Source organism: Hyphomicrobiales bacterium, from assembly GCA_039973685.1.
Taxonomy (GTDB): domain Bacteria; phylum Pseudomonadota; class Alphaproteobacteria; order Rhizobiales; family JACESI01; genus JACESI01.
The window spans coordinates 94,572-117,445 of record JBDWKL010000046.1 but is presented as its reverse complement, the minus strand read 5'-3'; the positions used below and the strand labels follow the sequence as shown (position 1 = coordinate 117,445).

General features: G+C 47.7%; 23 protein-coding genes. 16 read left to right on the top strand and 7 right to left on the bottom strand.

Annotated features, from left to right (window positions below; all coding sequences use genetic code 11):
- Positions 1-17 precede the first annotated feature (17 nt).
- Entirely contained in the window at positions 18-572 is a 555-nt protein-coding gene (locus tag ABJO30_13320; protein MEP3233799.1) for a PadR family transcriptional regulator, read from the bottom strand.
- Positions 573-752: 180 nt separating this feature from the next.
- Entirely contained in the window at positions 753-941 is a 189-nt protein-coding gene (locus ABJO30_13315) for a hypothetical protein (GenBank protein ID MEP3233798.1), read from the bottom strand.
- 190 nt (positions 942-1,131) lie between these two features.
- Here ABJO30_13315 and ABJO30_13310 point away from each other — a divergent pair, with 190 nt between their 5' ends.
- From ABJO30_13310 to ABJO30_13300, 3 genes are all read left to right on the top strand, one after another.
- Positions 1,132-2,373: a hypothetical protein gene (locus ABJO30_13310; GenBank protein ID MEP3233797.1), complete on the top strand. Its 1,242-nt coding sequence runs from the start codon at positions 1,132-1,134 to the stop codon at positions 2,371-2,373.
- 135 nt (positions 2,374-2,508) lie between these two features.
- Positions 2,509-5,841 carry an OmpA family protein gene (locus tag ABJO30_13305; protein ID MEP3233796.1) on the top strand — a complete coding sequence of 1,111 codons (3,333 nt, stop codon included), beginning with the start codon at positions 2,509-2,511 and terminating at the stop codon, positions 5,839-5,841.
- 126 nt (positions 5,842-5,967) lie between these two features.
- Positions 5,968-6,708, top strand: a complete 741-nt coding sequence (locus ABJO30_13300; protein MEP3233795.1) for a proton-conducting membrane transporter — start codon at positions 5,968-5,970, stop codon at positions 6,706-6,708.
- Between the two features lie 105 nt (positions 6,709-6,813).
- Here ABJO30_13300 and ABJO30_13295 read toward each other — a convergent pair whose 3' ends face one another.
- Positions 6,814-7,716, bottom strand: a complete 903-nt coding sequence (locus ABJO30_13295; protein MEP3233794.1) for an alpha/beta hydrolase — start codon at positions 7,714-7,716, stop codon at positions 6,814-6,816.
- 94 nt (positions 7,717-7,810) lie between these two features.
- Positions 7,811-10,012, bottom strand: coding sequence for a lytic transglycosylase domain-containing protein (locus ABJO30_13290; protein ID MEP3233793.1), 2,202 nt, complete (start codon positions 10,010-10,012; stop codon positions 7,811-7,813).
- A gap of 256 nt (positions 10,013-10,268) precedes the next feature.
- Between ABJO30_13290 and dapA the strand changes: the two genes are divergently transcribed.
- Positions 10,269-11,147 (top strand): 4-hydroxy-tetrahydrodipicolinate synthase, encoded by an 879-nt coding sequence (dapA, locus tag ABJO30_13285; GenBank protein MEP3233792.1) that lies wholly within the window; start codon positions 10,269-10,271, stop codon positions 11,145-11,147.
- A gap of 10 nt (positions 11,148-11,157) precedes the next feature.
- Positions 11,158-11,637, top strand: coding sequence for an SsrA-binding protein SmpB (gene smpB, locus ABJO30_13280; protein ID MEP3233791.1), 480 nt, complete (start codon positions 11,158-11,160; stop codon positions 11,635-11,637).
- Positions 11,638-11,654: 17 nt separating this feature from the next.
- Here the strand turns inward: smpB and ABJO30_13275 are convergent, their stop codons facing one another.
- Both ABJO30_13275 and ABJO30_13270 read right to left on the bottom strand, forming a co-directional pair.
- Positions 11,655-12,335: a uracil-DNA glycosylase gene (locus tag ABJO30_13275; protein MEP3233790.1), complete on the bottom strand. Its 681-nt coding sequence runs from the start codon at positions 12,333-12,335 to the stop codon at positions 11,655-11,657.
- 15 nt (positions 12,336-12,350) lie between these two features.
- Positions 12,351-12,953 (bottom strand): NYN domain-containing protein, encoded by a 603-nt coding sequence (locus ABJO30_13270; GenBank protein MEP3233789.1) that lies wholly within the window; start codon positions 12,951-12,953, stop codon positions 12,351-12,353.
- 291 nt (positions 12,954-13,244) lie between these two features.
- On the opposite strand from ABJO30_13270, the gene rpoZ reads away from it, so the two are divergent.
- The 10 genes from rpoZ to ABJO30_13220 all read left to right on the top strand — a co-directional run bounded on the left by rpoZ (position 13,245) and on the right by ABJO30_13220 (position 21,026).
- On the top strand, positions 13,245-13,652 hold the full coding sequence (gene rpoZ / locus ABJO30_13265) for a DNA-directed RNA polymerase subunit omega (protein MEP3233788.1): 408 nt from the start codon (positions 13,245-13,247) through the stop codon (positions 13,650-13,652).
- 143 nt (positions 13,653-13,795) lie between these two features.
- Complete coding sequence (locus tag ABJO30_13260) at positions 13,796-16,033, top strand: bifunctional (p)ppGpp synthetase/guanosine-3',5'-bis(diphosphate) 3'-pyrophosphohydrolase (protein ID MEP3233787.1); 2,238 nt, start codon at positions 13,796-13,798, stop codon at positions 16,031-16,033.
- Between the two features lie 18 nt (positions 16,034-16,051).
- On the top strand, positions 16,052-16,636 hold the full coding sequence (gene pyrE / locus ABJO30_13255) for an orotate phosphoribosyltransferase (protein ID MEP3233786.1): 585 nt from the start codon (positions 16,052-16,054) through the stop codon (positions 16,634-16,636).
- A gap of 156 nt (positions 16,637-16,792) precedes the next feature.
- Positions 16,793-17,437, top strand: a complete 645-nt coding sequence (locus ABJO30_13250; GenBank protein MEP3233785.1) for a DUF2062 domain-containing protein — start codon at positions 16,793-16,795, stop codon at positions 17,435-17,437.
- A complete protein-coding gene (gene acpS, locus ABJO30_13245; protein ID MEP3233784.1) occupies positions 17,434-17,859 on the top strand; it encodes a holo-ACP synthase in 426 nt (141 codons plus the stop codon). Before ABJO30_13250 ends, acpS begins: the two co-directional genes overlap by 4 nt.
- A gap of 63 nt (positions 17,860-17,922) precedes the next feature.
- Positions 17,923-18,672, top strand: a complete 750-nt coding sequence (gene lepB, locus ABJO30_13240) for a signal peptidase I (protein MEP3233783.1) — start codon at positions 17,923-17,925, stop codon at positions 18,670-18,672.
- On the top strand, positions 18,673-19,401 hold the full coding sequence (rnc, locus tag ABJO30_13235; protein ID MEP3233782.1) for a ribonuclease III: 729 nt from the start codon (positions 18,673-18,675) through the stop codon (positions 19,399-19,401).
- Entirely contained in the window at positions 19,391-20,296 is a 906-nt protein-coding gene (gene era, locus ABJO30_13230) for a GTPase Era (protein MEP3233781.1), read from the top strand. Before rnc ends, era begins: the two co-directional genes overlap by 11 nt.
- A 231-nt stretch (positions 20,297-20,527) precedes the next feature.
- Positions 20,528-20,740, top strand: a complete 213-nt coding sequence (locus ABJO30_13225) for a hypothetical protein (GenBank protein ID MEP3233780.1) — start codon at positions 20,528-20,530, stop codon at positions 20,738-20,740.
- A 73-nt stretch (positions 20,741-20,813) separates the two neighbouring features.
- Positions 20,814-21,026: a hypothetical protein gene (locus tag ABJO30_13220; GenBank protein ID MEP3233779.1), complete on the top strand. Its 213-nt coding sequence runs from the start codon at positions 20,814-20,816 to the stop codon at positions 21,024-21,026.
- A 70-nt stretch (positions 21,027-21,096) separates the two neighbouring features.
- Here ABJO30_13220 and ABJO30_13215 read toward each other — a convergent pair whose 3' ends face one another.
- The gene (locus ABJO30_13215; GenBank protein ID MEP3233778.1) at positions 21,097-21,981 is read right to left on the bottom strand and encodes an MBL fold metallo-hydrolase; all 885 of its coding nucleotides are present in this window, start codon (positions 21,979-21,981) and stop codon (positions 21,097-21,099) included.
- 114 nt (positions 21,982-22,095) lie between these two features.
- Between ABJO30_13215 and recO the strand changes: the two genes are divergently transcribed.
- Positions 22,096-22,854 carry a DNA repair protein RecO gene (gene recO, locus ABJO30_13210; protein MEP3233777.1) on the top strand — a complete coding sequence of 253 codons (759 nt, stop codon included), beginning with the start codon at positions 22,096-22,098 and terminating at the stop codon, positions 22,852-22,854.
- The last annotated feature ends 20 nt before the right edge of the window (positions 22,855-22,874 follow it).

The following is a 22,874-nucleotide window of genomic DNA, read 5'->3' as shown; positions in this document are numbered from 1 at the left end:
TTAGAGTCGGGGAGGGACTACTCAGCAGCCTCTTCGTTGATCGGCTGATAAATGCCGGAAATTTTATTCAGTGTTGGTTTGTTTTCTTCCAGATACCTCAAAGAATTCGCCATGCAGTCCATGCCGTAATCCGCGGCCCATCGAACGCCTTCGGAGGCTTCTGAATTTTCTGCGATGCTTTTAAGGAGTTCGATCTCGGACACGAGTTGTTCGCGGCGCGTGTTGATTGCGTTTTGAACAACCTCGGCTGGCAATGATTCTGCACAAACAGCGATCATCAAAAACTCAGAGCGAAAAACGTCTTTAGCAGGAGGTGTTTCTAAGGACTGTAAGAAGTGAAGGCGTCCCGCATCCGTAATGGAATAGACTTTTCGGTTTGGTTTGCCTGCTTCAACAGCATCTTTGAATGTGACAAAGCCATCATTTTCAAGCTTGTTGAGAGCGGGATAGATTGAACCAAAGCTTGCATCAACGAAGTGGCTATATTTGCCATCCATAGACAACTTACGGATCTCGTAGCCTGTCGCATCTTGAAAATTCAAAATTGCAAGGCAAAGGGTTCTAACATTCATGGGCATATACCGACATTGCGAAACGATGACGGAGTGCGCACGTATAAGCGCTATACTCTCGTCTGATACATATCAATCATATATGTATCAAATCGATATAGGCAAGTGTTTATTGCAAGGCATCCAACTTTTAATTGGGTATTACGATGACGGCCTTTTAGCCAAGTCGTCTGTCACACGTTATTGCTGCTGGCCTTCGCGAATTGTAGTGCTATTTGAGTGCCCGCGGAAAAGGTAATCCTTCATGTTCGTGCTTGGTTGCATCAATAAGAGTACAGTCAGCTCACGGCGTTTGGCACGTATCAAGGTTTGATTGATTTCTGGCTTGAAAGGGGAGCCATGCAACACGACATCATCTGTTCTCACCATTACGCGTTCTCCTCTTGTTTGATGAATAACAATGTGAGCGTGCATTTTGCCGAGAATGGGGCAAGGCGTGGTGGGTTTAATATTTTGAAATACTTATTCACACTTGAAAATTTGTATGTACAAAATTGATTTGCATTTGTAGAGTATTAACGGAATTTAAGGTTAGATTTAGTTGCAGTAAGTTTGTTTCGTGCGTTCTTTGTTGTCTATTTACAGATTTTGGAATTTTATAAAAACAAGCTTTTTGTTTCTTTTTGTAGGATTTAGTTCTTTTGGTGTGGCTTCTGCAGCCTCTCAAGAAACGGTAAATTCAACAACGGCAAATGCTGCCACCTCAAACACAACAATCACCCGCAAATCAGAATGCGACTTCTCTGGGAGCCGTTATAAAGCAGTGCCTTTCAATGCGGGATGTCTCGAATGGAGCTTCGCCATTGAGAGTGGGGTTGCTTTTAATGATCCAACAGATGTCATCGACGGACTTCCTTCTGTCCAGTATACGGGTCGAAGTGACATTGATATTAAGTGGTTCAAACGCACTCAAATTGGCACGTTATCCTCATTTATCCGTTTGCAATCGCAGTATGACCCTGGTGTATCGGAAGATTTGATCCTTGGTGCTGTTGAACGAGATTTTGCCGTTGGTCTGGATGCTTTCCAATTGAAACTGGATAATAGCCGAGGGCAATTTAAACTTGGTAAGATTGAAAATGCCGGCTCAGTGTTCATTGCCGATGGCTTTACGCGGCGAGGAGCTGAAAGCTTGGATGCTCGTTCAGCCCTTGGGCTGAGTTATCAAACCCGCATTGGCGGCATAGATATTGTGGGTTCGATTAGTGATGGAAGCAATACTGTTTCTGGATCTAGGGCTGATTTGCCAAATTTTGGACTGGGTGTGAGGAAGAAGTTCGGAGCATTCAGCGCATCATTTGGTTTGGCTGCTGTGAGTGTTGATGATTTCATTTCCAGTGCCCCGCTGCCCGTCGCGGTCCGAAACGGCAGCCAATTCACCTTTCAAGACAATGCTGAATTAGGCTATGGTTTCGCCGCCCAACTAGCCTATGTTCACCCACTATTGGCCGCTCATTTAGGTGTGACCTACGCGCTGCGTTCCTCCAATGATATCGTGTTTGCGTTTAGCGACGGATTAGACGCTTTTAGTGTATTTGGCGGAGTTACTTACAGTCTTCATCACAACCTCAGATTGAACGCTGATTTCTCTTACGTTACGGCAACGCAATCAGGGTTTCGTAATGAAAATGGCATTGACGGCGCTGTCAATATTGTTTGGTCTGCATGGAAAGATACTGAAATACTTGCGGAAATTGGTTATGACTCTGTCGATAATTTTGGCGCAGGAAATGAATTTTTCTTCGCAAATGACAATAATGGTGAGGTCGGCGGTTATTTATCAATTCGCCGAAAATTTTAGTATTTTTATTAAAAACAGCGACAAACATCAATTCTGGGTTGCATCCAGTCTGGTGCCGCGTTATCAAACGCTCGGAATTTAGGGTTTGTTAACCTTTCGCTTGGCGACAGGGTACTACTACAATAGGGGAATATTATGTGGAAATGCCGCCCATCAGCCTGGATTTGGCCAGGAATTTTAGCCGTAGGCTTGCTTCTTTTGATCTCAATGTTCTTGAAAGCGGGTTCAATTGAAACTGACTTGACCAAGCGTGCGCTTGGGAAGCTTTCTTCAGATCACCCTTGGGCAAGTGTAGAACTTGATGGCCGTGATCTTTCCATAAGTGGTGTTGCTCCTTCCTTAGAAGCAAAACAAGATGCCTTGAAAATCGCTGACGGCGTGTTCCGTGACCGTGATGCTGGCACTTGGGGTGTTCGGGTTGTGGACGGTAGCGGAATTGATGAGCTGGCAGTCCAGTCTCCTTTCGTAACATCTGGCAAATTTGACGGATCAACAATTACGCTCTCTGGTTATGTCGGTTCAGAAACTGCAACAGGCGTTGTTGAAAAAGACGTTGTTGCTGCAATGCCTGACGCGACAGTTGTGAATGAACTGCAAGCGGCAGGTGGTAGTGTTGATGGACTAGGCGAGCAAATTGGTTTCGCCGTTGGTCAGGTCAAAGAGCTTGCTTCAGGTGAATTTAAAATCACAGACAGCAGCTTGGACATTTCTGGTGTTGCTAAAAATAACCCAACTTACGATGCCGTAAATGCAGCTTTGTCTGGCAGTCTTCCTGCTGGTTTGAGCTTAGGTAGCGCTGATATCAAACGACCAGCTGCTTCGCCTTATGTATTTTATGCGTCAAAATCAGTTGGTGGCATCGTATTGTCTGGATCAGTGCCGAATGGCGAAGTGCGCGAAGCTCTCAATGCGAAAGCTGGCGAAATCGCAAATGGTGGTTCTGTAACGGATAATATGGTTTTCGCTTCTGGCGCTGCTAGCAACTATCAAGAAGGCGCAAATTTTGCGATCGAAAAACTACGCACAGTAGAGAATGGTAGTGCTTCAATTTCTGGCAATGATTTCCGTTTCAAAGGTAACTTTGCAAACAGAGATGCCGAAAACGCATTCCGTGCGAAAATTGCAACTGGTGTTGTTGCTGGTCTAGCTGTTGGTAATCTCGCATTATCTTCTCCAGAGCCTGCACCTGCGGCGGAAGTCGTTGCAGTACCAGAACCTGCGCCTGCACCTGCACCAATCCCAGCATTCTCGCCATATATCTTTGGCGCGCAAAAATCCGCTGAAGGTATTGTTCTTGAGGGCAATGTTCCATCAGAAGATGCTCGTACTAATGTTGTTGCTCAAGCGGGTAGTTTAACCGATGGTTCTGTAACTGATAATTTGACAGTGGCAGATGATGCACCGGCAAACTTCGACCTTATGACATCATTTGGTTTGGCTCAGTTTAATCGCCTTGATACAGCTGAGTTGTCCACTTTCGGCGATACATTGTCGCTCAAAGGGTCAGCCACTTCACCAGCGGCCCAACGCTCTGTTGTAGGCTCACTTGATGCTGCGCCGACTGGTTTGAATATTGGTTCTACTAATATTGGAGTAACACCTGTATCGCCATTCACTTATGGTGCCACAGTTGGCGATGACGCATCGCAGATTACGCTGACAGGTAACGTTTCTTCTGACACATCTAAAGGCGCACTTGTTTCAAGTGCAAAAGGTGCTGGTTTTGAAACAGTTGTCGATCAGACAGAAATCAATGCTGGTGCACCATCTAGTTTTGTAAATGCTGCAAGCTTTGCAAATAAGATGGTATCGAACTTCTCTGAGGGTTCTGTTCAAATCTCTGATCAGAATATCAGCATCAATGGTGTAGCTAAAGATGCCGCTTCTTATACAGCCGCTCACGCGTCTGCTGACAGAATTGCTGCTGGCTATAAGCTTGTTGAGAAAAACATCGCGTTACCAACTGCCTCACCTTATCGCTTCTCAGCGGTGAAAAATGGTGGTGAAGTATCGTTTAACGGTTCTGTGCCTTCGGATGCTGTGAAAATCGGCCTCTCAGGTGCTGGCGGCTCAAAAGGCTGGAACGTTACTGATGCATCAACACTTGCAAATGGCGCTCCAGCTGGCTTTGTCGGTGCTACTCAATATGGCAACGACATGCTTGCTCATTTCACAGATGGTTCTGTACGTATCGAAGATACAGACATTTTCATCGATGGAACGGCGGCCACATCTGAAGGGTATAATATTGCAACTGCAGATGCTAAAAACCCACCAGAAGGCTTTACTGTTGTAAGCGCTGAGATCGATCGTACACCTGTTTCACCATTCACATTGAATGCGTCGAAAAAGGATGGTGTGAACGTGTCTGGGTTTTCACCAAGCCGTGAGGCAAGCATTGTGATGACTGCTGGTGCTAATCGTCAATTTGGTTCAGACTTGAACAGTATTGACTTGGCTATTGAAGCAGGCGCACCGGCTGGTTTCTCTGGTGCTGCCGTCAAAGGCTTTGAAGGTCTAGCCCAGCTTAACACTGGTTCGCTTGCCATCAGTGATACAACGGCAACTCTATATGGTGTTGTGCCAGTTAGTGGATCGTTGAATGATATCAAAGACGGCTTTGAAAAAGGTTTGCCTGAAGGTTTCACTGGAACGGCTATCCTATCGCAACTTACACCTCCGCCAGCGCCAGTTGAGCCAGAGCCAGCCCCTGTTTCACCATTCACATTGAATGCGTCGAAAAAGGATGGCGTGAAAGTGTCTGGGTTGTCACCAAGCCGTGAGGCGAGCATTGTGATGACAGCTGGTGCTAATCGTCAATTTGGTTCAGACTTGAACAGTATTGACTTGGCTATTGAAGCAGGCGCACCGGCTGGTTTCTCAGGTGCTGCCGTGAAAGGCTTTGAAGGTCTAGCCCAGCTTAACACTGGTTCACTTGCCATCAGTGATACAACGGCAACTCTATATGGTGTTGTGCCAGTTAGTGGTTCGTTGAATGACATCAAAGACGGCTTTGAGAAAGGTTTGCCTGAAGGTTTCACTGGAACGGCTATCCTATCGCAAGTTACACCGCCACCAGCACCTGTAACGCCAGAGCCAGTAGCATGTAGCGCCGGTATTTTGGAGACAATCGCCAAGAACAAGATTTTCTTCCAATCAGCGAAAGCAGGCATCTTGTCTGATAGCTTCGGCCTTCTTGACGGTGTTGCTGCTCAGATCATAAGCTGCCCTGAGGCACGCTTTGAGGTTGGTGGACACACAGACTCAGATGGTAGCGAAAGCTTCAATCAACGTCTGAGTGAGGCGCGTGCCAAGTCTGTTGTAGACTATCTTGTGAATGCAGGTGTATCGGCAGATCGCTTAAATGCAGTTGGGTATGGAGAAACGAACCCAGTTGTTGTAAACAACAGTAGAGAAAACAAAGCGAAAAACCGTCGCATTGAATTTTCGCTGATAAAAGCTAACTAGGGGGGAAACAGATTAATGGATTATCTAGTTCAACAATTATGGGTATTTCTGCTGATCGCATTGGTCATTGGACTGATCGTCGGCTGGTTTACATGCAAGCCAAAAGAAAGCCAGGGGAAATAAACCATGACAATGCTCGTACTATATTCACTACTGCTTATTGCACTCGCTTATGTCATCGGTTGCATTCTTGGGTGTCTTGCCCGCCGTTTCTTCAGTGCCAAAGAAGAGCCGCGTTATGTCGCTCGTGCTGAAGATAACCGTTTCGGTCGACCAGCAGCTGTTGCTGGTGGCGCAGCGGCTGCGGCTGGTGTTGCTGCTGTTGCAGCGACTGCCGCAAAACCAAAGCCAGCGCCAGCGCCAAAACCGGCGCCTGTTGCTAAAGCGGCTCCAGCACCAAAAGTAGTTGCAAAGCCTAAGCCTGCAGCTAAAAAACCAGCAGCAAAGAAACCTGCTGCTGCGAAACCTACTGGTGGCGCTACACAAGCGAACATCAAAGCTTCTGCGGTAGAGATGAAAATCCCTAAAGCGCAAGCTGCAAAAGCTGCTGAAGCTGATGCTGCGGGTAAAAGACCACTTGTCCTTGGCGCACCACTTGGTAGCGGCAAAGACAACTTGAAGCGTGTAAAAGGCATCGGTCCGGTTAACGAGAAAAATCTCAACGGTCTCGGCATCTATCACTTCTCGCAAATCAGTGCTTGGAAACAAAAAGAAGCTGATTGGGTTGGTACATTCCTAGCATTCCCTGGTCGTATTGACCGTGAAGACTGGATTTCCCAAGCTAAGCTTTTGGCTGCTGGTAAAGATACAGAGTTTTCAAAGCGCGTGGATAAAGGCCAAGTTGGTTCGTCCAAGGGCAAAAAATAACGCATTGAAGAAAACACGAATAATGACCGGCGTTTGGAAAAACGCCGGTTTTTTTATGTCTCTTGTTTACGTTTGATTGATCAGCCTGCGTCCAATTGTCCGCGCTTAATGCGCGTTAGCGTCAGCTTCCTTCAGTAGTTCTTTGATGGCGTTGACGGTTTCGTCACCCATTATGCTTGGTACATGGCCTTGGTTTGGCACTGTGACGCTTTTCATGGTGGGGTGGGCGCGGTCCATTGTTTCTAATGTCTCAGCGCTAAAGAGATCAGAATTGCCGCCACGAATGACGAGCAACGGTTTAGAACGTAGCGACAAGAATTGCGGCCACAGGTTTGGCGATTCAGAATCTCTCGATATTGGTGCCAATGTCTTTATTAGTGCCGGATCAAAATCAACGACAGGCTCGCCATCTTTATTCGCAAAGGTGAGGTGAGCTGCTTGGTGCCAATCATCTTCGCCATAATCTGGAAAACTACCTTTATGCACGGTCTTTAATACTTGTGCCGCATCAGGCCAATTTTTCGGTGTTGGCATTTGCGTCAAATAAGATTTGATCTTCAACAAGCCAGTAATATCGATGGTTGGTCCGATGTCGTGGAGGACAACCCCACTCATAATGCCTGGGCGCATAGAGCCGAGCAGCATGGCGATGATGCCACCGCGAGAGGTTCCAAAGATCACCACATCTTGCATACCCGCTGCAGCGATCGCGTTTAAGACGTCGCCTGCTTCGATCGCTGGCGTATAATTTTTCCAATTCGGGTCATAGTCAGACTGACCACGGCCACGATAATCGAGTGATAAAACCCGACGTGGTTGCTCAGGGTCTTGGCTGATCAATCGGGCAATCGCATCAAAGTCACGTGTGCTGCGTGTTAGTCCTGGCAAACAGACGAGGGGAGTGTTTGTTGATAAACGGTCCCCATAATCGCGCCCACGTATGGTTAGACCATCAAATGTAGAGCATGAAAACTCTGTCCAAATATCTGCATTCCTATTTGCTGACATGTCGCCACCCAGATGATTGATTGTTTGACCCTTGGTTTATGGCAGGTGCCCCGCAATGACAAGAGCGCATCCACAACCAACCTTAACGTTCAAACTAGGTTGGGCGGCCTTTGTTCAGGTCTTTCTTGATTGAAAGAGGGGCGTTTTCTAATCTGTGGCGATAGACCTGAAAGTTTTCCATAACCCGCTGAACGTAATTACGCGTCTCGGCAAAAGGGATCATCTCGACCCAATCAATCGCGTCAACGGCGTTGCGACGTGGATCACCGAAGCGTTTGATCCATTCATCAGACCGGCGCGGACCTGCGTTGTATCCAGCAAAACCCAAAATATAAGACCCGCCAAAACGTTTGATCAGTTGATTTAAAAAGGCACTGCCAAGTTTCGCATTGTAAGCGCCGTCACGGGTCAATTTGGATGGGCGGTAAGCAACCCCAATCCTTCTCGCTGTGAGTTTCGCCGTTGACGGAAGAAGCTGCATGAGGCCGCGTGCATCTGCATGGCTAACGGCCCCCACATTAAAGGCGCTTTCTTGGCGGGCGATTGCATAGGCCATTGCTTTATCTTGGTTCGAGATGCCAGCTTTGCGCGGGATAGCGCCGAGGGGGAAGGCAAGGCGAGGGACATTGACGCCTTTTGATAACGCCAGCTTGCCGACTTGCAGTGAAATCGGGAAGAGACGGTTTTGATCAGCTAATACGGCCAATAGAGTAACATCAGCCGGATTGGTGAGGGTTTGCGCTAAATGACGATAGAAGATGCCTGTGCGGCCTTTTTGACCTGCTTCATCGAGGCGGCGAATGACTTGCACAAACAAGTGCCGTTCAAAACCAGCCTTTGCAGCAGCCGTTTTGGGCAGCTGTGCTAATGCAATCGAGCTATGACCAAGCTGACGAAGGGCGAGCTGTCCATAATAGGTGTGTGGATAGCGCGCCGCTTGCTGATAGGACTGTTTCGACTGACCGTTTGAACCCAGTGCTTGGTGGGCACGGCCAGTCCAGTAATGAGCACGGGAAAGGGAAAGGGGCTTGTCTGAAATTTCGCGAATTTTAATGAAATGACGAAGAGCGGTTTTCGGGTCTTTTGCAAAGCGAAGCGCGTACCATCCGGCATGGAATTGCGCGTCGATACGATCAACCGCGCGATCTGTCGAAAATTGCGAGACGATTTGATAAGCAAGGCGAGGGTGACCTGCTTCTAACACTTTGCGCGACACAATGCGGCGTTCAATCCACCATTCACGTAAATCTACGAGGCGAGATGGATCGCGTGGTGCTTGGACCATGACTTTACCCGCTGACACCCAATTATCTGCACGACGCAAATGTTGGACGCGAGCGAAGAAGTAGGCTGGATCAGATTTGGCAGAAGCAGGAAGGTTCGCAAGTAGGCTGCCTGCATTTTTTTGTCGTCTGATCACTGCGATTCGCGCATTCATCAACGCGCGGTTGCTGCGTGAAACTTTTGGTGCAAGACGAAGGGCAGCATTCGCACGCTCATCATAAAGCAAACGGCTTGCACGGGCTTCATGGTCGCGACGAGACAATAGATTGCCGTATGATTTTAAGATGCGCGCCTCAAGCGAGCGGCTGAAATTCTGATTGACCCAATACTTACGTAGGTTGCTTGTTGCTCGGCTTCTATCACCACTTGCAAGCAGTGATTTGATTTGGAGCATCTTCCCATCATCGGTGGAAGGTTCTTGTGGCAGAGAACGCGCGACCCATGCCGCAGGCTTTGCGCGCTTAACCAGCGTGTTTTCTCGTGCCAACCGCATAGCCGCACCACCAGGCCAATTATTCACCTCTTGGCTATTCTTAAGCAAGGTCGAATGAGAAAAACCTCGTGTGGATGTGGTTGAGATCATCCATGCGGCGATCTTTTTATCGAGCGGATGACGAAGGGCAGCTTTTGCTCGAAGTGCACCCGCGCCATCTTTTTTATCGAACGATGCAAAGAAGCTGCGCAAGGGGGCAATAGAATGACCCTTAGTCGATGGGCCGCCTGCCAAAGCCTTCTGGGATGTTCGCGCCACTGTGGTTTGCGGCGTGCCTATATAGCTCGGGCGAACGACAGGGAATGGAATAAGTTGACCAACGGCTGAAGGGGTAGCGGCCGCCGCTGGCGCGATTGCCAACGTCGTTGCGGCTTGATCCACCTGATGGGCAGGGCGCGGAGACGGGAACGGGATCAGTTCTTGGGCTTTAGAAAATGAGCCATAAACGCTCAAACTTCCAAGAAGGCTTGCGCCCGCAATAACTGTAAAACGGCAGAAATGGTTCGCAAAAGGCTTCATTACTCAACTCATACAAAAGGTGCCTGTCGGCAACACCCCAACCCATAAGTGACGAATTTGCCCTAAACTGATTAAAGAAACATTCATTATGCCATTTACCCTATCGAAAATTCGTGTATTACCAATCGGCTGAATATGAGCTCAAGGCCTTGTTATCGTGTGATGCGGAACTTATGGTTTCGAGGCTATATTTAAGCAATCAATTGGAATTGTCGGGGTGAACGCCCCAAACGGTTAGTTGAAGGACCACAGGGTTATGTTTCAAGGATCAATGCCAGCTTTGGTAACGCCATTTTCAAACGGTGCTTTGGATGAAGAAGCGTTTGTGAAATTCGTTGAATGGCAAATCGAACAAGGGTCTCATGGTTTTGCGCCAGTGGGGACCACAGGTGAATCACCAACATTGACCCACGATGAGCATAAACGTGTGGTCGAGCTTTGCGTTAAAACGGTTGCAAAGCGCGTTCCTGTTGTTGCGGGTGCTGGTTCAAACAACACCGCTGAAGCGATTGATCTTGCAAAACACGCTGAAAGCGTCGGCGCTGATGGCGTTTTGGTTGTAACGCCTTATTACAACAAACCAACGCAAGCGGGTCTTTATGCGCATTTTAAAGCGATTAATGACGCAATCTCGATCCCGATCATCATCTATAATATCCCGCCTCGTAGCGTGGTTGATATGTCGGTTGAAACGATGGCAGCCTTGTTTAACGACTGTGAAAACATTGTCGGCGTTAAAGATGCGACTGGCGATTTGGCCCGTGTTGCTTTGCAGCGCATGGCAATGGGCACAGACTTCATCCAGCTTTCTGGTGAAGACATGACTGCACTTGCTTTCAATACACATGGTGGCCGCGGCTGTATTTCGGTTACAGCCAATGTCGCGCCGCGTCTATGTTCTGAGTTTCAAACAAAAACGCTCGCGGGTGATTTTGCTGGTGCGCTAGAAATTTTGGATCGTTTGGCACCGCTTCATCGTGCAATTTTCTTGGAGCCAGGCGTTGCTGGTGCCAAATATGCTTTGTCGAAACTTGGTGTTTTGAACAACGAAGTTCGCCTTCCTCTTACGACCATTTCTGAAGCTGTTGAGCGCGAAATTGATGCAGCCCTCATTCATGCTGGTCTGTTAAATTGAATGCAGGTTGATGGCCAATAAGAAAGCAAAAAAACCGTCTATTAAAGTCGCCGCCGATAATCGCAAGGCGCGCTATAACTATGAAATCGTGGAAACGATTGAGGCGGGCTTGCTACTAACAGGCACCGAAGTGAAGTCGTTGCGTGGAGGCAAGGCGACGATTGCTGAGAGTTATGCCAGTGACGAAGGCAATGAGATTTGGCTGATTAATTCCTATATTCCTGAATATTTGGAAGGGAACCGATTTAATCACCAGCCGCGCCGCCGTCGCAAGCTTTTGTTGCACAGAAAACAAATTGACAAAATGTCTGCCTCCATTCAACGAGACGGCATGACGCTGATACCGCTGAAGGTTTATTTCAATGATCGTGGGCGGGCGAAGATCGAACTTGGTCTTGGCAAAGGTAAGAAGTTGCACGACAAGCGCGAGACGGAAAAGCGTCGCGATTGGAACCGTGAGAAATCACGGCTCATGCGTGATCGCGGATAAGTGCCGCCAAGTGTGCTTTATGCGTCGATACGCTCGCGCATGGTTTTGAACACATCTTCAAACATCTCAGGTGTCAGTCGGTTCGTGTTCGTGTTGTAGCGCGAGCAATGATAGCTATCAAATATCATCAAGCCTGCTTCCGTCTCATGCACTGCGCCGTGGGCGAAGGGGTGCGTTTTGAGCGGAATAGAGAAGGTGCGCAATAAGGTATCGTGAGCGATGCGCCCGAGAACCAAGAAACCCTTAAGGTTCTTGTATGAGGCAATTGTGTTTTGCAGAAACGGTCGACAGGTCTTTATTTCCTCAGTCGTCGGTTTGTTTTGCGGTGGAACGCAACGCACTGCATTAGTGATGGCAATGTCATGCAGGGTCACCCCGTCATCAGGGTGCTTATCGTAAGTGCCAGATGAGAAGCCAAATTTCGCAAGCGTTTCATAAAGAAGGTCACCAGCATAATCACCGGTAAAGGGACGACCTGTTTTATTCGCCCCGCGCAAACCGGGCGCCAAGCCAACAATCAATATTTTGGGGTCTTGGTCGCCAAATGTTGGAACTGGCCCGTTGAACCATATCGGTTCAGTTTTTTTGTAGCCACCGATGAAGTCATGCAGGCGAGGGCACAAGTCGCAGGTATAGGGTGGATCAATTAAAAAAGCGGGATCAGATGAACTGGATCCCGCTTTAGAATTCTTAGTCATAGGCTCAACTTCTACCTAGTACTCAGCCGCAACGACATCATCTTGGTAATCATCTTCTTGATCACCGCCGATTTCGCGTTCTGGGCGTTCTGATGGATCGCGTCCAATTGAGTTGCGCAATGTGTTGAGGTCAATGAAATTGTCAGCTTGACGACGAAGGTCGTCAGAAATCATCGGAGGCTGCACGCTCAGCGTTGAAACAACACTTACCTTGCGGCCTTTGCGTTGGATTGCTTGCACGAGGGAGCGGAAATCACCATCGCCTGAAAATAGAACCAAGTGATCTACATGTTCAGCAGCTTCAAACATATCGACAGCAAGCTCGATATCCATATTGCCTTTAACTTTTCTACGGCCTTGTGAGTCCGTGAATTCTTTGGTTGGTTTTGTAACAACGCGGTAACCGTTGTAATCAAGCCAATCAATTAATGGGCGGATGGATGAGTATTCTTGGTCGTCTGCGAGAGCCGTGTAGTAATAGGCACGAAGCAAGTAGCTTTTTTGTTTGAAATCTCTCAATAGCCGACGGTAATCGATCTCGAAATCTAATGAACGTGCTGTTGCGTAAAGATTCGCACCATCAATAAATAGCGCTACTTTTTCACGTGGGTCGAACATAATGTGTCTCCGCTTGGGATGGCGTTTTTGCCATTCTTTTCTTTATTTGGGTCGGTTAAGGGAGAAGTTCTGAGAAAGCAACAAAAATCCGCAATTGATCTGTGAAAAGCCTAAATATGATACTTTTTTACTATTAAAATAGTTACATTTTGTGATGCGTTTGCAACTGATGCGTGTATCGAATGGCTGTTAAGTAGGCAGTAAACTCTTCTTTTGTAATCCTTGATTTTTTCATATTTCAGCGTATAAGTCCGTTTAAATATGTTCCCCGTATAATTCTGGAGATTTGTCATGGCTCGCGTTACCGTAGAAGACTGTGTCGATAAAGTACCTAATCGCTTTGAGCTTGTTTTGCTCGCAGGACACCGCGCCCGCAATATTTCAACTGGCGCTGAAATCACAATTGACCGTGATAACGACAAAAACCCTGTTGTTGCGTTGCGTGAGATTGCTGATGAAACAATTTCGCCGGAAGATCTCAAAGAAGACTTGATTCATTCTCTACAAAAACATGTTGAGGTTGATGAGCCTGAAGCGAATATTGTGCCGGTTGTTGAAGCTCCGCAACCTATGGTTGATGTGATGCCAATGGCGCATGACAGCGATCAGCCAGAGGTGAGTTATGATGCAATTTCAGAAGAAGAGCTGCTACGTGGCCTCGAAGGTCTCGTTCCACCAGATCGTTCTGACGATTACTAAGGTTTGGTCCAAAATCTTTATTTGATCATCTGTAAAGGTGGTCTACATTGAAAACGTCGATTGGTCTCAATCGGCGTTTTTTGTTTTGTACTCCCGTGTGAAGCAATATTCCCCCAGCGTGCGGCAAACAGAGTTTTTGAGGAATGATAAGACAGTTCGAACTTGTAGAACGTGTATCGCGGTATAATCCGGATACCAATGAAGCGTTGCTAAACAAGGCTTACGTCTATGGTATGACCAAGCACGGGCACCAACAGCGTGCCTCAGGTGACCCGTATTTTTCCCATCCCCTAGAAGTTGCCGCTATTCTGACTGATATGAAGCTTGATGACGCGACCATAGCGGTTGCTTTGTTGCATGACACAATTGAAGATACCGATGCTACCCGCGCAGAGATCGACGAACTGTTTGGGCATGAGATTGGTGGCTTGGTTGAAGGGCTGACAAAAATTCAGCGTCTCGATTTAGTATCGAAAGAAGCAGCACAGGCTGAAAACCTTAGAAAGCTATTGCTTGCCATATCGGATGATGTGCGCGTGCTTATCGTTAAGCTTGCTGACCGGCTCCATAATATGCGCACGCTTCATTACGTGCCGATAGAAAAGCGCAAACGGGTGGCTGAAGAAACCCGAGACATCTACGCGCCTCTAGCAGGGCGCATGGGTATGCGGGAAATGCGTGAGGAACTCGAAGACCTCGCCTTTAAAGTGATCAACGAAGACGCCTTTGAAGCGATCAGCAAACGACTAGAAGAATCCCACTCCACAAATATACAAAACATCGAAATCATCGTTGAAGAAATATCCGAGCTTCTATCCGATGCGGGGATTGATGCTGTTGTAAGTGGGCGCGAGAAGAAACCCTATTCAATCTTCAAAAAAATGGAACGCAAAGATGTCGGCTTTGAGCAGCTGTCTGATATTTATGGTTTCCGGATTTTAGTGGACGACATAGCCGCCTGTTATCAATGTCTCGGCATTTTACATACCAAATGGTCGACGGTTCCAGGGCGCTTTAAGGATTTCATCTCAACACCAAAACAAAATGACTACCGCTCCATCCATACAACGCTTGTTGGTCCAGGCCACCAACGGGTGGAATTGCAAATTAGAACGCAAGAAATGCATGAGATCGCAGAATATGGTGTGGCAGCCCACTCGATTTATAAAGACCGCTCAAATGAGAACGCGTCACCATCAATGGTGCTTCAACATGATAGCTACGCTTATCAATGGCTACAAGACACCGTAAATTTGTTGGCAAGATCGAGTTCAGGCAGTGAAGAGACGTCGATAGACTTCCTTGAAAACACCAAGCTTGAGCTTTTTCAAGATCAGGTTTTTTGTTTTACGCCAAAAGGTCGCTTGATTTCTTTGCCTCGTGGAGCGAATTCAATTGATTTCGCTTATGCGCTCCATACTGATATTGGCGACACCTGTGTCGGGACAAAGATAAATGGCAGAATTATGCCGCTTGTCACTGTGCTGAGTAATGGCGATGAAGTGGAAATTCTGCGTTCTCCAGCCCAAAAACCATTGGCGGTATGGGAAAGCCTTGTGGTGACAGGTAAGGCGCGGGCAGCAATTAGACGTGCCACGCGCGCAGAGGTGCGCCGTCAATATGCAAGTCTAGGTAAGCAGTTGATGATGCGCCAAATGGAGCTTTTGGAAAAAGACTATTCTGATGATTTGATACTAGAGGCAGCAGAAAAGCTGGGCATTGGAGAGGTTGACGAGCTCTTGTCGCGCATAGGGCGAAGTGAGATGTCTCACAATGAAGTGGTCAATGTCTTATTTCCCGAACTAGCAAAGCATACCGACGAGCAGCCTGTAACCGGTGTCGTCGCGGGTGAGGGATGGTTTGGCATTGGATCAAATGCCTTGAAATTCCGCGTCCCTGGGATTTCGCAACAAGAACGCTCGAAAGACGGCAAAATTAATGTTCGCGGTTTTGCGTCTGATATGTCGATTAAATATGCCCCTGATGGGGGAGCCGTCCCTGGAGACCGGATTGTTGGGATATTAGAGTCTGGCGTCGGCGTTACGATCTACCCCATTCATGCAGCTTCCCTCAGCCAGTTTGATGACCTTCCAGACCTTTGGCTCGATGTTAGATGGGATGCTGAAGGTGTGGCAGATCAACTTTTCCCCGCAAGAATTGTTGCCAGCGTACTCAATGAGCCTGGAGCGCTTGCACAGATTGCCCAAATCATTGCAAACCACGGCTGTAACATTGAACGCTTAGAGTTGTTGCAAGGGGCCGCTGATTTCACAGACATTGAGGTCGACTTACTTGTTCAAGACCTAAAGGCGCTCAATGGCGTGATGGCTGATATTCGACGGTGTGCTGTAGTGAGTACAGTGACGAGAATAAATAAGTAGAGTTTAGAGGAACCAATAATGACACAAGATGAAGTTTTAGCAGTTTTCCGCAAGGCTGGCGCTATCCTTGAGGGACATTTCATTTTGTCTTCTGGTTTGAGAAGTCCTGTGTTCTTGCAAAAAGCCAAAGTTTTCCAATACCCTGATCAGACAGAAATCCTGTGTAAGGCGCTTGCTGAAAAGATCATTGATGCAGGCTTTGGAAAAGTTGATGCGGTGATCGGCCCTGCGGTTGGCGGTATTATTCCCGGTTATGAGACCTCACGCCACATGAAAGTGCCAGCAATGTATGTTGAGCGCCAAGACGGCATCTTTACACTGCGTCGCGGCTTTGAGCTTGATAAAGGGGCGAAGGTTGTTGTGGTGGAAGACATTGTAACAACAGGTCTATCTGTTCGTGAATGCATAAAGGCGCTTGCCGATGTTGGCATTGAAACCGTTGCTGTTGCCTGTTTGATCGATCGCTCAGCTGGTGAGGCGGATGTCGGTAAACCGCTGATCTCACTAACGCAATATAAAGTTCCAGCCTACGAAGCTGACAAACTGCCTCCAGAACTTGCTGCTATCCCTGCAACAAAACCTGGAAGCCGAGGCTTGCAATAGGTTGAAACGGGCGTGAAGGTAATTATCTAGGTTAAACAGATTAATTAGATCTGAAATGTAAATTTAAGCGGCTCCTTAGGTAAATATTACGAACTTTGCGACATATTTGAATTCATGATTTTTAAACGCCGAAATAAAGAGACCTTTGGTCAGAAAATGCGCGTCGCCCTTTGGCCGCGGCGTTCGCTTTGGCGTAGTATTAAGTACCTGATGTTGCGGGTTCTTCGCTTAACAGCTTCGCCGCATGTGATCGCGATGGGTGTTGCGGCAGGTTCATTTGCATCGTTTACACCGTTTTTGGGTTTTCACTTCGTCATCGCCTTTGCGATCTGTTTCGTTATGCGCGGTAGCTATGTTGCTGCTGCCACTGGAACATTCTTCGGTAACCCGATCACGTTCCCATTTATTTGGGGATCTGTTTTGACCGCAGGGCGTTGGATTTTATACGGCCCATCGCGCGAAGGTGCGCCGGAAATTAAGGTGCCAGAACTAAGCGCCGACATGATCTGGAATTCGTTTGACGTGGTTTGGCCTGTCATCAAAGCGATGGCGGTTGGATCACTGCCTGTTGGTATTCCAGTAGCGTTCGTGATTTATCTCATCGTTCGCCAAATGGCTCGCATATATCAAACGTCGCGTTTGAAAATGTTGGCCGATAAAGCGAAGACAAATTGGGCGAAACGGTTGGATAGCCAATTACTCGCTGAATATGAGGCTGAATTGGCTCGTTCCGAAGCGCTAAAGAGTGCGGGTGTTAAGAGCGTGAAAAGTACAGTCAAAGATAACGAGGTATCCTCATGATCATCGGGCTGGGTTCGGATTTGATCCGTATCACACGGATAGAAGATACCCTTGCCAGATTTGGTGATCGCTTTACCAACCGTGTATTCACAGACGTTGAACGCAAAAAGTCAGACAAACGAGCGGAACGCGCAGCTTCATATGCAAAGCGTTTTGCAGCCAAGGAAGCTTGTTCTAAGGCGCTTGGCACTGGTTTGAGTAATGGCGTTTACTGGCGCGATATGGGGGTGGTGAATGCACCTTCTGGTAAACCAACCATGTTGCTGACTGGTGGGGCCCAAAAATGGCTTCAATCAATGATGCCAGAAGGCCACACTCCTTCAATACATCTCACCATAACGGATGATCATCCGTGGGCGCAGGCTTTCGTTATTATTGAGGCGTTGCCTGATCAGGCGAACATCGTTAAAAGCACCATGTAAATAGAGTCTCCCGTGCTTATTTGTGTTTAATCACAAAGAGGGCATCTAACCGACGAAGCGATCATGGAAAATTCTGATAATATCAAAGAAGAAGGCGGTATCGGCGAAACTATCAAGGTTATCGTTCAAGCCTTGTTGTTGGCATTGGTGCTGCGCACGCTCATTGTACAGCCTTTTAGCATCCCATCGGGTTCGATGAAGGGGACACTATTGGTTGGGGACTATTTGTTTGTCTCGAAATATTCCTACGGTTATTCAAAATATTCCGTTCCGCTTGACCTTATCCCGTTTTCGGGCCGAATTTTTGAAGGTAAGCCAGAACGTGGTGATATTGCTGTTTTCCGTCTGCCGACTGATACATCGACTGATTACATAAAACGCGTGATTGGTCTTCCTGGCGATACAATTCAAATGAAAGACGGCGTGCTGCACATTAATGGCACTGCTGTTAAACGTGAGAAGGTCGCTGATTTCAACGAAGAGGGCAGCGCCCAGTTTGCTGATCAATATCGCGAAACATTGCCGAACGGGAAGACGTTCTTGACGCTTGATCTTGTTCCAAACGGTCATGCAGACAACACGCAAGAATTTAAAGTCCCTGAAGGCAAGTACTTCATGATGGGCGATAACCGCGATAATTCGCAAGATAGCCGTTTTAGCAATGTTGGTTTTGTGCCAATTGAAAATTTCGTTGGTCGAGCAGAATTCCTTTTCTTCTCTATTGATCAGGGAACCCATGCTTGGGAAATTTGGAAATGGCCGACAAGTGTGCGGTTTGATCGGTTGTTTAATGGCTTGAAAGCTAATCGATAAATGACAGCCAGTGATGCGGAAAAACCTGATCTGACAGCGCTGCAAAATACGCTGGATTACCGTTTCAACGACGTTGAATTTCTCATCCGCGCTTTAACTCACCGTTCTTCGTTGCCCGGTGGCGGGGATGATGCATCACTGTCTTATCAACGGTTAGAGTTTATGGGCGATCGCGTTCTTGCTTTAGTCATTGCCGATCTTCTCTATGAATCCTTTCCTGAAGCGGAAGAGGGCGAGTTGGCCCGTCGATTGACAGGGTTGGTACGCAAAGAAACATGTGCAGACGTAGCGCGGGACTGGAACGCTTCTGATTATATCTTAGTTAGTGAGGCTGAACGCCGTGGTGGCGGCCATGAACGCGATGCCATTTTGGGCGATGTGTGTGAATCAGTGCTCGCTGCCGTCTATTATGATGGTGGGATAGATGCTGCACGTAAGCTCATAACAGATAACTGGCACGCTCGAATGATGAGTTGGTCAAAGCCACTGCGTGACCCTAAAACGTCACTCCAAGAATGGGCGCATGGCAGAAAACTTGAGACGCCAAGTTACATAGAAATTTCCCGTTCAGGGCCAGATCATGCCTTAACATTTGTCATTGAAGTAGATGTTAAGGGCAAAAAGAATGCACGAGGCAAAGGGGCATCAAAGCGCGAAGCCCAACAAAAAGCCGCATCAAACTTCCTTTTGCGCGAAGGAATATGGGAAGACGATTTTCATGACGAATGAGCTTGATACCAAATGTGGTTTTGTGGCGCTAATTGGCGCGCCCAATGCCGGTAAGTCTACCCTTTTAAACCGTTTAGTCGGCGGCAAAGTGTCGATCGTTTCTCATAAGGTCCAAACAACCCGTGCGCTTGTGCGGGGCATTATGGCGCATGAGAAAACGCAGATTATCTTTGTTGATACGCCGGGCCTGTTTCAACCCAAACGCCGTCTAGACCGTGCCATGGTCAACAAAGCGTGGGATGGGGCTGGTGATAGTGATGTCGTTGCGCTCTTGATCGACGCCCAAAAGGGTGTGCGTGAAGATGAAGAACGCATTTTGGCAAACCTCAAGGATCGCAAGCAAAAAGTGATCTTGCTCCTCAATAAAATTGATATGGTAAAGCGCGAGAGCTTGCTTGCCCTTGTTGAGAAAATCTCAGCAGAAGTTGAGTTTCAGCAAACCTTTATGATTTCAGCCGCCAAAGGGGATGGCTGTGAAGACTTGCTTGATTATTTGGCAAAAGAGATGGCTGTTGGTCCTTGGCTTTATCCTGAAGATCAAATGTCTGATTTGCCGATGCGCCAGCTTGCAGCTGAAATTACCCGAGAAAAGCTCTTTGAGCGCCTCCATCAAGAACTGCCTTATTCTTTGACGGTGGAGACGGAAAGCTGGAAAGAGCTTAAGGGCGGTGATGTTCGGGTTGAACAGACCGTATTCGTTCAACGTGACAGCCATAAAAAGATTTTGCTCGGCAAGGGCGGCCAGACCGTGAAAGCTGTGTCTCAATCCGCTCGCAAAGAGCTACAAGAAATGCTGGAACAGAAAATCCACTTATTCTTGTTCGTCAAAGTACGTGAAAAATGGCTTGATGATCCCGAACGGTATCGGGAAATGGGCCTAGACTTCACAGACTAACGCTTCGCCCCGCCCAAGCATTCACGTCCAATACTCGTTTTTGTGATTCAAGGTGACCGATGGCCCTATGGCTATTGATCAGGCGAGTACCTATTTCAGATTCAGTAACAAACCGCTAACCAACAAAACCAAGCACCACATCGCTTCTGGTTTTGATGATCGGCTAAAATAGACAAGAACAATAATTAACCAGAGGTCATCAAGACGACCGGCAAACTGAAAGAGGGTATTATGACAAAAGCATTATTAGGAATACTCGTCGTTGCATCCACTGTGCCGTTTTTGGCAGGTCATAGTGAAGCGAGAGATCGCGGATTTGGTGTGCGTTTCATCGCTCAAGACAAAATCACTTTCGAGAATGATTATCAGACCACATACGTTGAAGCTGCTTCTACATTTGATGGCATCAACATTGATGAAGATGTGTCAGCTGACGATAAATAAAACACTTCAAGGCTCATTGGCTAAGTGAATAGCCGTGGGGTGATGAGCAACTTAAATGAAAGACGGGGTAGCAATGACAAAATTTCTGATGATGGCGGCTTTATTGGCAGCAATTGGTAGCGTTACGACTGAAAGAGCTAACGCAAGAGGTGGCAGCTTCCTTGGCCAGTCAACAGATCTGTTTGAGAGCAATGGCACTTCCAGTTCTAAATCAAGAAAGAAAGCGAAGGGCGCTTCGTCAACGAATGACGGTAAGCGTTCTAAGCGTGGTAAGCGTAAGAAGTAATAACCTGTATATTGGGACGTCCTGTATCCGATATAACCTGCCAGCATACTCTTTGAGTTTGCTGGCTTTTTTATTCGTCATAATACCGAACAAATCCTTCTGGCTGTAACGAAATGAGGGTGGGCGCCGTCGGCAATGTATTGAGTGACACAATAAGCTCGCTGCCCGCGCGGTGCTCAATGGGGAAGCCTTTACCCATTTGTTGCAGGAAATCATTCAATGAAAACGAACTAAAAGCGTGCATCGGTAAGACAACGCTGGCATTCAACCGCTTTACGACTTTTGCCATATCTTCAAAATTCATTGTCACGCCACCATCAACGGGCACCATCAAAACATCGAGGCGACCAATCTCGGCGTAATGCTCATCGGTTAAAAGGTGGTGCAGGTGGCCAAGGTGCCCAATGCACAGGCCACCCATCTCGAAAATAAAAATCGAATTGCCGTTCTTTTCATGATGGCCAGAAAAAGAACTGATGTCTGTTGTGACATTGCGGATGATGGTTTCATCAATTTGGATATTGTACTGCGCTGGTTTTCCGTTTTGCTGCCAACCGGGCAAAACATGGGTAATGCGTTTGTCGGGAAAGGGAGTGAAATGGGTGATGTGGGCATGGTTCATCGTCACCACATCTGGAATGACATTGGGGCCAGCAGTGCCAGAATAATCTGTCGCAATGGTGAGGCCTGTTGCATCTTCAATTCTGAAAGTTGAATGCGCCACATAACTAATGCTGACTTCACCGATCCCAAGCTTGCTTTGGGCTGTTAGATCAATAGAGCTGCTCGCCCGCCTAATGCCGCCCGATTGGTTATGAGCCACCGCCTGACACGTACTGCGCGGGGTAAGGCGCTCTGTCTGGCTGAAAGCTGTGTTTGTGCTTAGAAACAGTGAGCAAGCCACTGTAACAGCGGTGAATAGGGTGCCTGCATGTCGTCCAGTAGGAATTGCCATTAGAAATCTCCTCTGTTGCCGATGTCTTTTTCAGTGACCTTTATTCGTGATCCTTTCTGGTGATCAGTCTTAGTGTCTCTTTCTTATTTGCCCTTGGCAACCTATGAATATTGAATGGAATGGAAAGAAGACGCTCTAATTCTAGGTAGCCGCAAACATGGCGAGACCAGCGTGATCCTTGAGGTGATGACGGCAGAACATGGCCGCCACCTTGGGCTGGTCCGTGGCGGGCGCTCGCGCACCATGCAGCCGACCTTGCAAGCGGGCAATAAAGTCACGGTAACATGGCGTGCTCGGTTGGAAGATCATTTGGGCGTGTTCACAGTGGATCCGTTGAAGCTTCGCGCCGCACAATTGATGGAAAGCGCGATGGGGTTGCAAGGGGTGCAAACAATCGCCTCGCTGTTGCGGCTCTTGCCTGAGCGCGACCCACACGCAGGCCTTGCAGAAGCTGCCGAAATTTTGATTGAAAACCTCGATAGTGCCGAACTAAGTGCGGCACTTCTCGTGCGTTTTGAAATGGCGGTTCTTGAAGAGCTGGGTTTTGGCCTTGATCTTAGCGTGTGTGCTGCAACAGGTGCGACGCAAGAGCTGGTCTACGTCTCGCCCAAAAGTGGACGGGCTGTGAGCCGACGGGCAGGGCTTCCTTATCATGATAAAATGCTGGTCTTGCCTGCGTTTTTGTCCAGCATGGCGCCGTCAATTAGCGTTGAAGAAGTGACACCAGCTTTTGAGCTAACTCAATTCTTTCTCTCCCGCCATATTTATGAGCCTCGCGGGATTGAACCGCCGATTTCTCGTGAAGTTTTTGAGCGTGAGATCATAAAAACGATTAAGCGCACACAAGGCACAACAAAACCGTCGATTTTATAGGAAAGCGTGCGGCTATTGCT

Coding starts and splice junctions, on each gene's coding strand:
- ABJO30_13320 (MEP3233799.1), bottom strand. CDS start 572: ATGAATGTTAGAACCCTTTGCCTTGCAATTTTGAATTTTCAAGATGCG.
- ABJO30_13315 (MEP3233798.1), bottom strand. CDS start 941: ATGGTGAGAACAGATGATGTCGTGTTGCATGGCTCCCCTTTCAAGCCA.
- ABJO30_13305 (MEP3233796.1), top strand. CDS start 2,509: ATGTGGAAATGCCGCCCATCAGCCTGGATTTGGCCAGGAATTTTAGCC.
- ABJO30_13300 (MEP3233795.1), top strand. CDS start 5,968: ATGACAATGCTCGTACTATATTCACTACTGCTTATTGCACTCGCTTAT.
- ABJO30_13295 (MEP3233794.1), bottom strand. CDS start 7,716: ATGTCAGCAAATAGGAATGCAGATATTTGGACAGAGTTTTCATGCTCT.
- ABJO30_13290 (MEP3233793.1), bottom strand. CDS start 10,012: ATGAAGCCTTTTGCGAACCATTTCTGCCGTTTTACAGTTATTGCGGGC.
- dapA (MEP3233792.1), top strand. CDS start 10,269: ATGTTTCAAGGATCAATGCCAGCTTTGGTAACGCCATTTTCAAACGGT.
- smpB (MEP3233791.1), top strand. CDS start 11,158: ATGGCCAATAAGAAAGCAAAAAAACCGTCTATTAAAGTCGCCGCCGAT.
- ABJO30_13275 (MEP3233790.1), bottom strand. CDS start 12,335: ATGACTAAGAATTCTAAAGCGGGATCCAGTTCATCTGATCCCGCTTTT.
- ABJO30_13270 (MEP3233789.1), bottom strand. CDS start 12,953: ATGTTCGACCCACGTGAAAAAGTAGCGCTATTTATTGATGGTGCGAAT.
- rpoZ (MEP3233788.1), top strand. CDS start 13,245: ATGGCTCGCGTTACCGTAGAAGACTGTGTCGATAAAGTACCTAATCGC.
- ABJO30_13260 (MEP3233787.1), top strand. CDS start 13,796: ATGATAAGACAGTTCGAACTTGTAGAACGTGTATCGCGGTATAATCCG.
- pyrE (MEP3233786.1), top strand. CDS start 16,052: ATGACACAAGATGAAGTTTTAGCAGTTTTCCGCAAGGCTGGCGCTATC.
- ABJO30_13250 (MEP3233785.1), top strand. CDS start 16,793: ATGCGCGTCGCCCTTTGGCCGCGGCGTTCGCTTTGGCGTAGTATTAAG.
- acpS (MEP3233784.1), top strand. CDS start 17,434: ATGATCATCGGGCTGGGTTCGGATTTGATCCGTATCACACGGATAGAA.
- lepB (MEP3233783.1), top strand. CDS start 17,923: ATGGAAAATTCTGATAATATCAAAGAAGAAGGCGGTATCGGCGAAACT.
- rnc (MEP3233782.1), top strand. CDS start 18,673: ATGACAGCCAGTGATGCGGAAAAACCTGATCTGACAGCGCTGCAAAAT.
- era (MEP3233781.1), top strand. CDS start 19,391: ATGACGAATGAGCTTGATACCAAATGTGGTTTTGTGGCGCTAATTGGC.
- ABJO30_13225 (MEP3233780.1), top strand. CDS start 20,528: ATGACAAAAGCATTATTAGGAATACTCGTCGTTGCATCCACTGTGCCG.
- ABJO30_13220 (MEP3233779.1), top strand. CDS start 20,814: ATGACAAAATTTCTGATGATGGCGGCTTTATTGGCAGCAATTGGTAGC.
- ABJO30_13215 (MEP3233778.1), bottom strand. CDS start 21,981: ATGGCAATTCCTACTGGACGACATGCAGGCACCCTATTCACCGCTGTT.
- recO (MEP3233777.1), top strand. CDS start 22,096: ATGGAATGGAAAGAAGACGCTCTAATTCTAGGTAGCCGCAAACATGGC.